The organism is Moraxella nonliquefaciens (assembly GCF_001679005.1).
Taxonomy (GTDB): domain Bacteria; phylum Pseudomonadota; class Gammaproteobacteria; order Pseudomonadales; family Moraxellaceae; genus Moraxella; species Moraxella nonliquefaciens.
In genome coordinates, this window is sequence record NZ_LXTW01000033.1 from 1 (window position 1) to 14,818 (window position 14,818).

Below are 14,818 nucleotides of genomic sequence, written 5' to 3' on the forward strand. Positions count from 1 at the left end.
CAGCACAGCACAGCACAGCAAGCCTAACTCTCGTCTTGTAAAAACCCTATCCTTAGCGGTCTTACCGCTTGTCTTTGCAATACCTACCGTTGCAAACTCTCAAGGTTTAACCGAACCATAACCAGTTCAAATCCCCCAACTCTCATCAAAAGACACATTTGCTTGCCAAGCCTTTTTGTGCTTTGCTGGCGGTATGCACACGTCCGAATGCCAGTCTACAATCCGTAAAGTTACTCATGATTTGGCTCGTGGTAAGCCTTTCCCAGTTTGCCCTATGATTGCTAACGCTGACGGCTCTGTGGGCGGTCAAAATGGCTCGCCTAAGATTTGGACAAGCGGTTCTAAACGTCGTGTCTATGTCTATGTGCAAGACGCTGACGGCACAACACGCCAAGTTGCCAATATCAAGAAAAGACGTTGATATTAGGGGGTTTGTTGTGTTAGAAGCAATCATTACTAGCAGTTGCTCGCCTGATATACACCCAGCTATTGTCAATGCGATTGTTAAAACCGAAAGCGGTTTCAATCCTTTTGCCATTGGTGTTAATCGTGGAGCAGGGTATTTGGCAAAACAGCCGACCAGCTACGATGAAGCGGTATCAGTCGCCAAGCAACTGCTGGCTAATGGGGCAGATATTGATATGGGCTTAGGTCAAATCAATTCTGCCAATATGAAGTGGCTTAATCTGACGGTTGAGCAAGCATTTCACCCATGCAGTAATTTGAAAGCCTTACAGACTGTGTACTTACATTGTTATGACAAAGCAGGTGCAAACGGCAACGGCACAAGAATGCAACGTGCTTGGTCTTGCTATAACACAGGTAATGCACAAAAAGGCTTTAGTAATGGCTATGTCGCCAAGGTAACGAATAATTATAATGCGTTGCTTGGTTATGCCAATGCCAGCCCCAAAAACCCATACCAAAACACGCAACAAATCACCTACCAGCAGTATGACGTTGTAGGACGCTCTACAAACGCCATAGACAGCATTCAAAATATTTCAGCTACCCAAGTACCAAATGACGTGCAAAACGCCAATATGGGCGTTTCTGTGCGTTCTGACGATATTCCCCAACAACCCCCTGTAAGCGAGCTTACCAATGAAACTCCAGTCAAAGTATTTCATGGTTGGGACGTTTTTAGGGATTTTTAACCTAACTTTAAGGAATTTTTTTTATGAAAAACCAATACTTAACAACCGCTAATTTTACGCTATCAGCACATCAAAAGGCAATGATGACAAGCATTCTAAAAGGCTCTCTATGCTTTTTGGCGGTGTCTTTGATTGCTGTAACTGCTCAAGCGGCTGGCTTTGAAGACAGTGCTCAAAAAGCAGACCAGTTGTTCAAAAATATTTTGAAATGGGCAGTTGTCTTGGCTGGTTCAGCAGGTGCAGTTTATCTGCTAATTAAATTTGTGCAAGCATGGAACGGTCATTCAGATTGGCTAGAATTTTTGAAATTTGCGTTTTTCTATGCTTGTGCTGGTGGTGTAACCACGATTGCAGCCTACATTTTCGGTGCGTTTAAATAATGAGCGAATATCGTAAATTTTCAAGCTATAACGGATTAGACCGTGTTGTCATGATTTTTGGCGTACCGTTAATACCAGCGGTTATTGTATTTATGATAGTTATGTTTGGGGCGTTAATTGCTTCTAAAATAATCGGTCTAATTGGTTTTGCGTTTGTGGGCTTGGGTTTGCCTGTATTCTTGTTTTTACGGCTCATATGCGAAACAGACGATAAAGCATTAAATATTTTAGCGTTAGAAATGTTGTTTCGCTTAAAACGCAAAAATTACCAAGAATTTGGCAATACCCTAACCTATGTACCAATGAAGTATTTAAGAAATGGCAAATATATTCAGCAAATTTTTAAACAAGCTAACCGCTACAACAGACGAATTACCTAAGCTACAGTATCATGTGGCAGAAGATGTTATTGATTTTGAAAATAACTATCTGTGTAGCGTGATAGCGTTTGATGGTATTAACTTTGAAGCGATAGGTGATAATCACTTAGAGAGTGATTTTGACGCTCTAAATTTAGCGTATACCGAGCTTACCAAAGATAAAGCAGGGCGGTTGGCATTTTACACTTATCAGCTTAGACGCAAGATAGAAGTTGATACTGTTTATGAATTTGACAATAAATTTTGCCGTGATTTTGCTAATAAATACTTGGCAAGATTTAATGATAAGGATTATTACAACAACTTTTATTACCTTGCCTTGGTAATGAAATATGAAACTGATTTGGATAGTGGCATAGATGATATACAAAACTTGGTAAAACGTATATTAAGCATACTATCGCAATATCAACCAACGGTATTAACAACTTATCAAAACAAAAACGGTGTTCTATCATCACAGATTTTTGAATTTTTCTATGAGCTGTTAAATTGCGAAAAGCCTGTTGGTGGTATTGTGCCTTTAACGCCCAGCCCAGCTTATGAAATATTGCCGTCTGCCAATTTGCACTTTGGACATGAGATTTTGCAGATTAAAGGCGATGTAAAAAACCGTTTTGCCTGTTTGCAGGACTTAAAAGATTTTCCAAATGCCACTTATCTTGGGCTTTTTGATAGTGCCAGTCTTGCTTTGCCTTTTGAATACAACTTGGTACAGTCGTTTGTAGCGATAGCACCAGCTAAGGCTTTAACACGCATTGAAAGACAAGCAAATCAAATGCGGTCTGCTGACGACAAGGCAGAACACCAAAGAGAAGAGTTAAAGCAAGCTCAAGCGTTCATCACATCAGGCGAACAGACGCTTGGCGAATATCATTGTAGCCTTATGGTGTTTGGCAACAGTATGGAGCAAGCGGTTAATAATGTCAATGAAGCCAACGCCAGCTTTAGCAATAAATCAGGGGCGGTATTCAAAAAAGCAAGCGTATCAGCACCAGCCACGTTTTTTAGCCAGTTTCCGACTTATCGCTATAAGCCACGCCCCATGCTAAAGACGAGCCGTAACCTTGCCAGTACATTCTCTTTGCATAATTATTCAACTGGTAAAGCGTATGGCAACCCTTTGGGTGATGGCTCGGCGGTTATGCCCTTAGAGACTGTTGCAAAGACTTTGTATAACTTTAATTTTCATTTTACAAATATTGATGAAAATAATGTTGGCGAAGCGGTAGCAGGTCATACCTTAATTTTAGGGGCAACAGGCACAGGTAAAACCACACTACAATCTGCAATGACCGTGTTTGTACAGCGGTTTAACCCTGCCATGTTTGTGCTAGATAAAGACCGTGGTATGGATATTTTTATCCGTGCGTTGGACGGCGACTATTTCGCTATTGAAGAGAATGTGCCAACTGGTATTAACCCTTTTCAGTTTAACGATGGCCCAAGATTGCGTGATTTTTTAAACACGCTAGTAATCGCTTGTGCGACCGACAAAAACAATGAATGTACCAGCGAAGAGCAAAACCAAATCAAATTAGCGGTTGATACGGTCATGAGCTTACCGTTTGAGTTTCGCCGTATGTCCGCCATTTTGCAATCGCTCCCTGATAGGGGTGGTAATAGTCTATACGCTAGATTGGTAAAGTGGTGTACAACTGATGAGTACGGTCAAGGGGCGTATGCGTGGGTACTTGATAATCCAGTAAATTTGTTCAATCCTGACGATTTTAAAATCGTAGGTTTTGATGTGGGGTCAATTTTAAAAGAGAACTATCAGCCCACTGAGCCACTTTTGGCTTGTCTTTTGTACATTAAAACAGAAGTTGCCAAACGCCACAATCTGCTTTTGACAGTTGTAGAAGAATTTTGGCTACCGCTCAAATACAAAACACCAAGAGAGATGATTTTGGACGTTTTAAAAACAGGGCGGAAGCGTCTTGAATTTATGTTGCTGGTTACTCAGTCGCCCGAAGAAGCGGTACAGTCTGAAATCTTTCCAGCCATCATTCAGCAAACGCCGACCAAAATTTTATTGCCGAACCCTGACGCAGAATATCAGAATGCACAAGGCGGTGGTTATATCCGTGTTGGCTTAACTGAAAAAGAATTTGCAATTTTGAAGTCGCTCAATCCACAAAGTCGCATTTTCTTAGTGAAGCAAGGGCAACAGTCTAGCTTTGCTAAACTAGACTTGTACGGATTTAGTGATGAAATCAGCGTGCTATCATCAACCAAAGAAAATGTAGAATTGCTTGATGATATTTTAAGTAGATTTGAAGAAAGACCAAAATCTGATGTTTGGCTACCTATCTTTTATCAAGCAAGAAAAGACAAAAAGCAAGGCGTGCTAAACCTAGATGTCTTGGTATCAGAAGCTAAAATTGCTATGGAGCAATCAACGCTCAAAAGGGTTGAGTATGCGTAAATTGTCTATGTCCTTAAAGTGCTTGGTGTTATCAGTTACCAAGATTAAATCATGCACAAGAGCGGTCGCTCCAATGAGAGCGTCATGCTTATCCCTTTGGTTGGGGACGTGCAAGGGTGAACAGGCTAATGCGACTTCTTCGGTAACTGGCAATATACGTCCTGCAAACTCTTTGATGACATATTCATCAATCCACTTGTCCAATGTGTTTGCTTTGGTGATGTCGCCGTTATGCCGTGAACGTAACGCCCCTTGTCTGAGTTCCAATAGCACAATGCTAGACAAAAACCAGTCTTCTGGTGCTTTTGTCATAGTCCAGTGTTCAACACTGGCGTTGGCTTTGCCAAGTGGAATTTTGCGAATTTCTGAAATGATGTTGGTGTCCAGTAGATACATTAAGCCTACTCCGACATATCGTATTTGGTATCGTCATTGGCAAGTATTTCAAGCTCTTCATCTGAAAAGACGGCTTTCATTCTACTTAAAAACTCATGAGCAGTTTCAAAAGGCTTATCAGCGTCTGAGCCAGCCATTTGTTTGTAGTCGTCATAGTTTATCAATACTTGCTTTACGCCGTTATCTTCAATGAGTACAGGTCGGCGATTGACAATTTGTTGTAGCTCGCTTGTGCGGTTTTGTAGGTCTTGATAGGTGTAAGAAATCATTTTAACCCCCTGATGTGATATTGGTTTACCACATTATAACATAGAGTAAGGAGCTTTCTATGAAAGTTAATTTTAGTGAAAAAGCCAAAAAAGCAATTTCTGCCTTTGTCTTACTAACCGCTCTTGGTTCAAGTACCGTAGCTCATTCGGCTGTTATGCCAGTGTTTGACGGTGCTAACGTGGCTCAGGCGATTAGTCAAGTGCAAAACCAAATTAAGCAAATTGAAAACTTGCGTAACCAGCTTCAAGCGGTAACTGGCAACGCTCGTCTTGGTGTACTACTCAATGACCCTAACGTTCAAAAAGCATTGGGTAAATATGTACCACAAGGCATTAGCGTGATGGATTTGGCAAGTGGTAACTATGACAGAGTGTTGCAACAAATCGCCAAGCGTATTGAAGCAGATTTAAAAAAACAAGGGCAGAGTTCAACTGACCCAAAAACTCAGCTGGCACAAGCAACCTTGCTAAATTACGCCCAAGTTGAGCAGTCGCTAACCGACTTGTCTACCTTGGCAAAATCAGCTCAAAACACCGCCAATCAAATCAACCTAACTACAGACGCAAGTTCTAAGGCGGATTTGGCGAACACCCTAATGGCTCAAAAAACCCAAATTGACATTACCATTGCTCAAATCAATTTGAAAATGAAGCAGATGGAAATATTGGAAAAGCAATCGGAAAAAATCCTAATGGATAATATCCGCAAAAAGCAAAACCGTTAATTTACTTTACCTTTAGGGCTTGGCAACAATGGCAACTATGTTTTCTGATGTATTTGACAAAATAGATGTCGCTATTCAAGAAGTAATAGCTGGCAATGTATCTAATTTAATGAATGTGCTAGAGCCATTGTTGCTAAGTGGCTTTACTGTTTATTTGTTATTTTTATTTTTATCTTACTGGAATGGTAGATTTGAAGATAGTATTGTTGATTTTTTCAAAAAAGTAATAGCTTGGATATTGATACTTGGTTTTAGTGTCAATGTCTCTGGCTATAATCAAACTATTATGCCTATTGTTATGGGTCTTGGTGATGGTTTATCGCACGCCTTAAATGGACAAACCAACGCAACTGTTTTGGATAATATGGCTACATCTATGGTTGATATAGTTACTAAAAATAATGATGAAGCTAAGAAATTGCCAATAACAAGTGTTGGTAGGTATTTAATGATTGTTATCTATAATGCTATTGTGATAATTTCTTTTTCTGTATTTTTGGTTATTTCGGCATCTTATATTTTATTAGCAAAAATATTTACAGGTATTTTAGCACTGGTTGGCCCAGTATTTATTTCACTTGGTTTATTCCCAGCGACAAGACAATATTTTACAGCATGGATAAATCAGGTTGTTAATTACAGTTTGATGTTGTTATTGATGAATATTGTTGCTAGTTTTATGATTAAAATCTATGGTGAAGTAATTGATTTTTCAAATATAGACTATCCAACAACCAATACATTTTTAATCTCTGTTGTGTTATTGTCATTTATGTTTTTTGTGGTGCTATTAAAAATACCTGAGCTTGCAAATGGTTTAGCAGGTGGTGTAAGTGTTGGTGGATTTACCCAAGCTGGCAGAGCTATTGGTAATGGTAGAGATGGTGTTAATGCTGGCGTATCCGCTGGAAAAACAGGATACGCAAGGGGCAAATCTGGCTATACTTGGGCTAAAGGTAAGATATTTGGCAATAGAATGGAAAAATCATAGCTAATTATCTATTTTGTTTTTTATCAAACTCAGCAATTTTAATTAAAGCGTCCGCTTCATTCGCATTTTTGCAATTTTCATCAGATTGTTTATTGGCTTTACAGGCTTCTAAAACTTCGGTGCGTTTAGCTTCATTTTCTTTTAGATAGTCCACAGTATAAGTCTCTTGTTTACAACCAGTTAGGGCGGTGGCGGTAATGGCAGATATGGTTAAAAAGGTGGTTAGTTTCATAATTTTTCCTTTTGTCTTAATAAAATAAAGTCCTTTAAAATTTTATCACAAAAGCTATGTTTTTAAAAGGTGCAATATGCCAAAAATTCTTATTTTATTATCTTGTGTGGGTTTGGTGCTAACAGGTTGCCAAAGTCATAAGATACCCCAAGCCAAAGGCAAGTGGACACCAGTTAATGCGGTGGACTTTATACCACCTAATGTTACTAAATATAGTGATAATGTGCAGACATTAGCACAAGATGTTGATTTATCAGAAGCTGACAAAGAGATATACGATGAACATTTTTAAAAAAGCACCCAAACAAGCAAAGCCCAAAAAAGACAAAAAGATAAGCGACAATCAGGCGGTCAATGACTATCTCAAAGAAGCACGCTCTTTTGAAAATAGCCGTATTGAGTTTGTGGAAAAGTCAAAAACTTTTTGGCAGTGGGTGGCATTGGGGGCGGTGGCTATTGCCATTGCTAACAGCGTGGCGATTGTAGGCTTAACACCCCTTAAAGAAAAAGTGCCGTTTGTGCTTCGTGTCAATGACAGCACTGGTGAAGTGGATATTGTAACAACCTTGCAAGATGAAGACATTACTAGCCTTGAGCAGACAGCTCGTTACTACTCGGCTAATTTTGTGAAGCTATCAGAAAGCTATGATTGGTACACGGTACAACGCAATTTTGATGATTTGATGTTGTTTGCTGATGACAATGTTCAAAATCAAATTAGAAATAAATTTGCCATGCCGTCCGCTCCCCACAAAGTGTACGCCCAAAGCCAGCGTGTAGATGTCAAGATTAACAGCGTGTCTAAGATTGGCGATAACCTTATGCAAATCCGCTTTACCAAGATTGTAAGCCCTATGAATGGTGGTACTTATGACGCTATGAGTGGCAGACTAACACCTGAACCCCAAGAGAGCCGTCATATTGCGGTACTAGCTTATGATTATATCAATGTGCCAACAGTTGATGAGATACGGCTTGTTAATCCTTTTGGCTTTACTGTCAAAAGCTATGAAGTCAATGAAGACGGTGGATTTTAGGGGGTTATTGTGAAAAAACTAATTTTTTGTTTTGTCTTATTAACATCTATGCTATCAGCTCACGCCCAGCAGTCGCCAAGTTATACCGCTGATAGCCGAATGCAAGTATTTGATTATTGTACTGATGATGTGTTTGTTATTAAGACAAAAATAGGACATTCAAGCCTTATCCAGTTTGAAGATGGCGAAAATATCCATGATGACGGTGGTTTGGGTGTTGGTGAAGCTCGTGATTGGTCTATTGCAGTCAAGGGTAATAATGTGTTTTTTAAGCCGTTACAGCCGTCCGCTCCAACCAACATGATTATTGTAACCAATAAGCGTACTTATGCTTTTGCCTTACATAACACCATAGATGATGACATGACCTATGTTGCACGCTTTAAATACCCTGAAGACCCTATCAATGCTAAAAATACGCCTAAGCCCATACCGACAAGTTTTCAGCGTGTCAAGCAGGGCGATATTACCTACTTGATAGACGCAAAAATCAATACGGCTTATGTCAAGCGTGGCAATGCTGATATAACACCAACAGCCATGTGGGACAACGGTTTATTTACTTATATGCAGTATGACAACGCCAAAGAGTTACCAACTGTTTACAAAGTCATGCCTGACGGTACAGAAGCCTTGGTTAATACGCATATTGACAGCGATACCATGATTATTCATGAAGTTAATCGCCTGTATCGTGTCCGCCTTGGTGGGGCGGTGGCAGAGCTTGCCAACCAAAGACTACAAGATAATGGGTTTAATCATAGCGGTACTTCAATCCGTGGCGTGGTGCGGACAGAGCAATAGGGGGTAGATATGGGTTTATTTAGCAAAAAAGAGCCGAAAAAGATACTGGGCAGAGACGATACAGACGAGACCGAAAACAGCATTGAGCAGGTAGGCGAAGAAGACGCACAAATCAAAGATGATGTGCCAAGTGTCAATCAAGCTGGCAGAGACGGTGGCAATGCCAAGAATTTTAAGATAATGGCGGTGGCACTGGTGGGGATTATTATCATGCTAATTGGTTCTGCTATGGCAATAGGGCGTTATCAGCAATCCAAAGCCGACAAAAAAGCCCAAGAGACCGAACGCCAAGCCCAAGAGTAAAAAAATATGATAACCAGCGGTTCAAGGGTGGATATTGAAGCGGATAAGCAAGCCATGCAGTCTTTACCGCCCCCAGCGGATTTTAGCGACTTAGATAATGATGACGACATGGCAGATATGGTGGTTGCCCAGCCTGTGGTTACGCCAGCACCACAACCCCAACCACAACCTAGATATAACGACTATAACAGCCCTATGGTGGCAGGGCGTGATTATGCACCACCAGCACCCATACCAGCTCCACAGCCGATGATTATCTATGATGATAAAGATGATGACGAGCCGACAGCACCAGCCCCAACGCAGATTGTGCAGGTTGAGCATTCATCGGTCTTGGTTGATGTGTATGGTTCACGCACCGCCACAACAGCACGCCAAGAAACAGGCTTGGCAGGTAGTATGCGGTCATCAAATCTTGCCAATGGCACAGTAAACAGCCGTGGTGATGTGAGCATGATGTTATTACAAGGTACAACCATTCCTTGTGTGTTAAAAACAAGAGTGGATAGCACCTATCAAGGCTTTACCATTTGCCAAGTGGCAAAAGATGTTTATTCTGCCAATGGCAAGGTGCTACTTATTGAGCGTGGTTCTAGTGTCTTTGGCGAACAAAATATTCAAATGAGCCAAGGTAAAGCAAGGGTTGCGATACTGTGGGGCAAAATTGAAACACCAAAAAATATGTCTATCAACATAGACAGCCCAGCCACAGGACAGCTGGGTGAAATGGGCGTGGGAGCAAAAGTCAATAACCACTTTTGGAAACGTTTTGGCGGTGCAATCATGCTAAGCCTTATCCAAGATGCCATTTCTGCTGGTACAACACACTTAGAAAAGGATAAATCCAAGGCAGGGCAAACCACGATTGAAAACACGTCAAGCACTGCCGAGAGCATTGCAGAAAAAGCCCTTGAAAACACCATCAATATACCACCAACAGCAACCATCAACCAAGGCACGGTGATAAATATTATGGTGGCTCGTGATGTTGATTTTTCAAGTATCTATAGCCTAAGACGGCAGTAAGGTGTGTGATGTCTGATAATTTAATGAGCTTGGATAGAACAGCGTCATTGCGTGGTCTACTCATAAAAACTGGCATACAGCGGTTTTTGGACGATAAGGGCAATACAGAAATTGCCATAAATCGCCCTTTTGAACTGTGGACGGAAAACAGTCAAGGTTGGCAACGCTTTGAAATGCCAAATTTGAATTATGCCGTTTTGCTAAAAATCGCTAATACATTTGCCACTTTAAATAAACTAGAAATTAGCCCTAAAAACCCTATCTGTTCAGGAATTTTTCCTGATGAACAGCGTGGGCAAGTGGTTATACCGACAGCGTGCGAAAGGGGTACGGTTTCTATTACCATACGACAGCCAAGCCAAGACCGATTTACGCTAGGCGATTATGGCAAAACTGGGAGATTAAATCGCTGGATTGATAAATCAACATTTGCCACAGCCAATACAATTTTACCAAGTCATTTAAAGGATAAACTAGAAGCAGAAAGCAAAGAAATTGAGTATTTAAACAAATGGCTTGATATTCCTGATGATGTGCATTTGCAATTATCTGAATTACAAATGTTAAAAGCAAAAGCCGAAAGAGATACCCAAACTTTTATTGAGCTTGGTATTAAACATTACGCTAATTTTTGTTTGGTAGGGGCGACAGGTTCAGGTAAGACGACTTTTACAAAAGCAATTTGTGATTTAGTACCGCTTGATACTCGCATTATCACGATTGAAGATACGCCTGAATTGGATTTGCCATTACATTTAAATAGGGTGCATTTGTTTTATAAGGAAGTAACACCAAAACAGCTGTTAGCGTCTTGTATGCGTATGAAGCCTGACCGCATATTTTTAACGGAATTGCGTGGTGATGAAGCCTTTGATTATTTGGGTGCGTTAAATAATGGACACGGTGGTTCTATCACAACAGTACACGCCAACGATTGCCAAAGTGCTTATTATCGCATTGGAATGCTTGCCAAACAATCTGAAACTGGTAAAAATTTGGATATTGAAAATATTATGCGTGATGTTTACACAACCATTGATGTAATGATGTTTTTAAATAAAACTTATGTATCTGAAATTAGTTATGACCCTATCCGTAAATATCGCTTAATGCAAGGGAAAAAATTGTAATGTCTCAAAAGCAATCGGCTGGTAAAAATATTGCTTTAATGCTTATTCTCAATATATTTATTGTGATTGGGGCGGTGTTTTTAGCCAATTATATTTTTGTGGAATGGCAAAAAGTACCGTCCGAATATTATGGCTATAAGACGATTTATTTATATCATGAGCAATACGGACATATTGAAAAAGTAGCAACCGCTATTAAGGGTTCTATCTTAGGTGGTTTTGTAGCTTGGCTTATTGTTAATGTGGCGTTATTAGTGGCGTTATTTGCCAAGAAAAAGCGTGAATTACACGGCTCGGCTCGTTTCGCTAATGATATGGAAATACGCAAAACTGGATTTTTGCCCACGCCCCAAGAAGAAAAGAAATTAAAAGGTAAATTTCCAAGTGAACCGCCTGTAATTATTGGTAAACACAAGGGTAAATTTTTACAATTTTATGGCAATGAATTTATTTCTATTGGTGCTCCAACTCGTAGCGGTAAAGGTGTTTCTATTGTTATTCCCAATCTATTAACCTACCCTGATAGTATTGTGGTATTAGATATTAAAATGGAAAACTGGCTTTTAACGGCTGGCTTTCGTGCTAAATATCAAGATGTTTTCTTGTTTGCTCCAAAAGCCGAAGATAAGCGTTCTCACCGATATAACCCATTAGATTATATCAGTAGAGACGAAACAGAGCGAATGGCAGACATTCAAAATATTGCCACTATTTTTTATCCAACTGATGACCCCAAAGAAGCCTTTTGGCAAAATCAAGCACAGCGTATTTTTACAGGGATTGTGTTGTATATGCTAGAAACCCCTGAACGCCCCTGCTCTATGGCAGAGCTAATTAAACTTACAACGCCAACTGCTATGCCATTGCATGAGTGGATACCTGATGTTATCAACAAACGCAAAGAAGAAGAAAGGGAGCTATCTGTAGAGTGTATAGAAGCGATGATGGCATTTGTCAATGTAGATAGCGACAACACTCGCTCAAGCATTCTAGCAACACTGATGTCCCCATTAAATGTGTTTACAGACCCTATGGTGGCAACTGCAACCAGCAAATCTGACTTTCGTTTTGATGATGTTAGAAGAAAGAAAATGACTATTTACGTTGGCATTCAACCCAACGAATTAGAGCGTTTCTCAAAGTTGCTTAATGTATTTTTTAGCCAGCTTATCAATATCAATACAAGGATATTGCCTGAACATGACCCAAACCTAAAATATCAATGTTTGGTGTTGCTTGATGAGTTCACTTCGCTAGGCAGAGTAAATATTATCCAAAAATCCATTGCTTATATTGCTGGCTATAACGTTAGGCTTATGCCGATTTTTCAAAGTACCAGCCAAGTAGAAGACGCTTATGGGCGAGATGGGGCAAATGCGATTTTGTCAAATATTGCTTGCCAAGTTGAATTTACCCCCACCACCATAGAGCAAGCCGAGCATTTAAGTAAGCGTTTAGGTACACAGACGGTTAAGGGTAAATCTGTTAGCCGTAATCGTGGCAAGGGTGGCGGTGGTAGCGTCTCAACATCAGACCAATCAAGGGCGTTAATGCTTCCCCAAGAGCTTATGGAAATGGGCGATGAAGAAGAAATTATTCTTTTTAGACGCACCAAGCCCATTAAGTGTGAAAAAGCCTTTTATTATAGCAATCCACAAGTGTTTGGTAGTCGTATGCAAAGCCTATCACGCCCTGCAAAAGGCTTACCAATACCGCCCAAGTGCGAACCGCCAATTCTTGATGTGGTGGGAATGCTTAAGGTTATGCGTGGCATCGTGGGTAATGATGTAAAAACTTATAAAGAATTACAGCCTGTTGCCCATTACAAAAAACATCATGCTAAGTTTGTGGACTTACTGGGTGAAGCCTTTGGATTTAGCAAGGCAGAATTGGCAGAACTTGACGCATTAGAAGCCAAAGCCAAGGCAGATAAAGCCAGTCAATCAAATGTTATCAATGAAATCACCGCTGATGATGACATTATAGAATTTGATTTGTCAAATCCTGACGAATTTGAAAAAGAGTTTGTAGACGAATTTAACTTTTAATGGAGTAATCTTATGAGTAACTTTAAAACTGGCACGATAGCCGATGTTGGCTATGATGACTACAAAGGCAAACAAACCTTTTATCTTGTCTTACAAAATGAAAAGGGTGAAAACGCTGAGCCTATCCGTGGCAAAGGCTTGGAAGAAGCCTTTAATAAAGTTGGCGACTTGAAGAAAGGCGATACTGTAAATCTAAAAGATTTTGGTATTGATGAGACCACCAAAAAGCGAATGTGGGAAATAGAACGCCACGAGCCTTACCAAGATTTGCAAAACTCAATCAGTCAAGACAAAGAAAGAACGGTAGCCAAAGAAAAATCCCCTGATGAAGTCGTCCAAGAAGCACAGAACGCTTGGCAAGGCAAAACAGAGCGTAAGCCTGAAGAGTTTGAAAATTTGCCCAGTAGCATTAAAAATAACTATTATGCTATTACCAAAAACCGTTTTTTGCAAGACGAAAAAGTAAATTACTATGATAAGGACGATAAAGACCAAGTTAATATCGCTTTTGAAGACCGCAAAGACAGTTTAAATACATCACGCCAAGATGAAAAGACCATTAACGCCATGCTGGACATGGCGGAAAGCAAAAATTGGACAAAAATTCAGCTAAAAGGCACAGAAGAGTTTAAACAAAAAGCATGGCTTGAAGCATCATTGCGTGGTATTGAGACCAAGGGCTATACACCTAGTGAAAAAGACCAAGCTGAACTTATCGCCAAGCAAAAAGAGCGTACTCAAAACACAGTCATTGCCGAAGAAGTCAAAATCACAGATACCACACCACAAGGCGAAGCCAAGGACAACAAAGATAAGCTAGACCCCAAAGAGATAGCCAAAGAAATACCCCCTGTACGACCTATTGTCGCTGGTGCGTTTGTCGCTAAGGATACCAAGGGGACAGATGACAAGTTGCAAGAAAAATCTGCCCTGCAAATCAAAGCAGATATACGCCAAATTACCCAAAACGGCTATAAGAACGGCACAATTAGCAACCGTGATGACTTGGTTAAGCACTTATCAGAGCTTGGCTATACCATTAAAGAAAACGATAAATCTATTGTTGTTACGCCACAAGATAGCACTCAAAAGGTTAAACTCACCAATGAAATGTTTACCAAGGACTATGACGCTTTAAAAGACATTAAAGCGAAATTAGAGCCACAAGCCATGCAACAACAATATCCCAAGCTAAGTGATGAGAATATCGCTAAAGCGGTATTATGGAAAGAGATTATCTTAGATAGATACGAGACACCGCAAGCCCAACAAAAGGCATTACATAATTTACATAGTACATTGCCTGATGTGGCAAGCGGTAAAAAAGAATTACCGCCCATACCACAAAATGAAATTAAGCCTGATATTGAAGTTAGAACGCCTGATAATGGTGAGCAAAGCCGTTCACGTTAATTGTGAAAGCGTTTATCAATGGGCTAAAAAGTCTTAGGTTGGTAGACATTATATTGTCCTTTTTAGTCCATAGTGCTTTTTGTTTGGTTATATTATTTT

At 40.1% G+C, this 14,818-nt stretch carries 18 protein-coding genes; 15 read left to right on the forward strand and 3 right to left on the reverse strand.

Features of this window, described 5'->3' with window-relative positions:
• Positions 1–193 precede the first annotated feature (193 nt).
• From A7456_RS11010 to A7456_RS09595, 5 genes are read left to right on the forward strand one after another with little or no spacing between them, the layout of a single operon-like run.
• Positions 194–421 (forward strand): hypothetical protein, encoded by a 228-nt coding sequence (locus tag A7456_RS11010; protein WP_227713222.1) that lies wholly within the window; start codon positions 194–196, stop codon positions 419–421.
• Positions 422–437: 16 nt separating this feature from the next.
• Positions 438–1,157: a lytic transglycosylase domain-containing protein gene (locus A7456_RS09580; protein WP_067010066.1), complete on the forward strand. Its 720-nt coding sequence runs from the start codon at positions 438–440 to the stop codon at positions 1,155–1,157.
• Between the two features lie 23 nt (positions 1,158–1,180).
• Entirely contained in the window at positions 1,181–1,537 is a 357-nt protein-coding gene (locus tag A7456_RS09585) for a hypothetical protein (RefSeq protein ID WP_067010069.1), read from the forward strand.
• Positions 1,537–1,917 (forward strand): VirB3 family type IV secretion system protein, encoded by a 381-nt coding sequence (locus tag A7456_RS09590; protein ID WP_067010071.1) that lies wholly within the window; start codon positions 1,537–1,539, stop codon positions 1,915–1,917. Before A7456_RS09585 ends, A7456_RS09590 begins: the two co-directional genes overlap by 1 nt.
• Positions 1,856–4,345: a VirB4 family type IV secretion/conjugal transfer ATPase gene (locus tag A7456_RS09595; protein ID WP_067010074.1), complete on the forward strand. Its 2,490-nt coding sequence runs from the start codon at positions 1,856–1,858 to the stop codon at positions 4,343–4,345. Before A7456_RS09590 ends, A7456_RS09595 begins: the two co-directional genes overlap by 62 nt.
• On the opposite strand, the gene A7456_RS09600 is transcribed toward A7456_RS09595, so the two are convergent.
• Together A7456_RS09600 and A7456_RS09605 are read right to left on the reverse strand one after the other, a co-directional pair.
• Entirely contained in the window at positions 4,316–4,741 is a 426-nt protein-coding gene (locus tag A7456_RS09600; protein ID WP_067010077.1) for a type II toxin-antitoxin system VapC family toxin, read from the reverse strand. The genes A7456_RS09595 and A7456_RS09600 overlap by 30 nt on opposite strands.
• A 5-nt stretch (positions 4,742–4,746) precedes the next feature.
• Positions 4,747–5,010 (reverse strand): type II toxin-antitoxin system Phd/YefM family antitoxin, encoded by a 264-nt coding sequence (locus A7456_RS09605; protein ID WP_067010080.1) that lies wholly within the window; start codon positions 5,008–5,010, stop codon positions 4,747–4,749.
• Positions 5,011–5,069: 59 nt separating this feature from the next.
• On the opposite strand from A7456_RS09605, the gene A7456_RS09610 reads away from it, so the two are divergent.
• Positions 5,070–5,735 (forward strand): type IV secretion system protein, encoded by a 666-nt coding sequence (locus A7456_RS09610; protein ID WP_067010083.1) that lies wholly within the window; start codon positions 5,070–5,072, stop codon positions 5,733–5,735.
• Positions 5,736–5,763: 28 nt separating this feature from the next.
• Positions 5,764–6,726, forward strand: coding sequence for a TrbL/VirB6 family protein (locus tag A7456_RS09615; protein WP_067010085.1), 963 nt, complete (start codon positions 5,764–5,766; stop codon positions 6,724–6,726).
• Positions 6,727–6,730: 4 nt separating this feature from the next.
• Here the strand turns inward: A7456_RS09615 and A7456_RS09620 are convergent, their stop codons facing one another.
• Positions 6,731–6,958, reverse strand: coding sequence for an EexN family lipoprotein (locus tag A7456_RS09620; protein ID WP_067010088.1), 228 nt, complete (start codon positions 6,956–6,958; stop codon positions 6,731–6,733).
• A 76-nt stretch (positions 6,959–7,034) separates the two neighbouring features.
• Between A7456_RS09620 and A7456_RS09625 the strand changes: the two genes are divergently transcribed.
• The 8 genes from A7456_RS09625 to A7456_RS09660 are packed head-to-tail and all read left to right on the forward strand — an operon-like array spanning position 7,035 to position 14,719.
• Positions 7,035–7,250: a hypothetical protein gene (locus tag A7456_RS09625; RefSeq protein ID WP_067010089.1), complete on the forward strand. Its 216-nt coding sequence runs from the start codon at positions 7,035–7,037 to the stop codon at positions 7,248–7,250.
• On the forward strand, positions 7,237–7,995 hold the full coding sequence (locus tag A7456_RS09630; protein WP_067010090.1) for a VirB8 family type IV secretion system protein: 759 nt from the start codon (positions 7,237–7,239) through the stop codon (positions 7,993–7,995). Before A7456_RS09625 ends, A7456_RS09630 begins: the two co-directional genes overlap by 14 nt.
• A gap of 9 nt (positions 7,996–8,004) precedes the next feature.
• On the forward strand, positions 8,005–8,799 hold the full coding sequence (locus A7456_RS09635) for a TrbG/VirB9 family P-type conjugative transfer protein (protein WP_082995558.1): 795 nt from the start codon (positions 8,005–8,007) through the stop codon (positions 8,797–8,799).
• A 9-nt stretch (positions 8,800–8,808) separates the two neighbouring features.
• Positions 8,809–9,102, forward strand: a complete 294-nt coding sequence (locus A7456_RS09640; RefSeq protein WP_067010093.1) for a hypothetical protein — start codon at positions 8,809–8,811, stop codon at positions 9,100–9,102.
• A 6-nt stretch (positions 9,103–9,108) separates the two neighbouring features.
• Positions 9,109–10,128: a type IV secretion system protein VirB10 gene (gene virB10 / locus A7456_RS09645; RefSeq protein ID WP_067010096.1), complete on the forward strand. Its 1,020-nt coding sequence runs from the start codon at positions 9,109–9,111 to the stop codon at positions 10,126–10,128.
• An 8-nt stretch (positions 10,129–10,136) separates the two neighbouring features.
• A complete protein-coding gene (locus A7456_RS09650) occupies positions 10,137–11,258 on the forward strand; it encodes an ATPase, T2SS/T4P/T4SS family (protein WP_082995559.1) in 1,122 nt (373 codons plus the stop codon).
• Complete coding sequence (locus tag A7456_RS09655; protein WP_067010104.1) at positions 11,258–13,306, forward strand: type IV secretory system conjugative DNA transfer family protein; 2,049 nt, start codon at positions 11,258–11,260, stop codon at positions 13,304–13,306. Before A7456_RS09650 ends, A7456_RS09655 begins: the two co-directional genes overlap by 1 nt.
• 12 nt (positions 13,307–13,318) lie before the next feature.
• Positions 13,319–14,719, forward strand: coding sequence for an LPD7 domain-containing protein (locus A7456_RS09660; protein ID WP_067010109.1), 1,401 nt, complete (start codon positions 13,319–13,321; stop codon positions 14,717–14,719).
• The last annotated feature ends 99 nt before the right edge of the window (positions 14,720–14,818 follow it).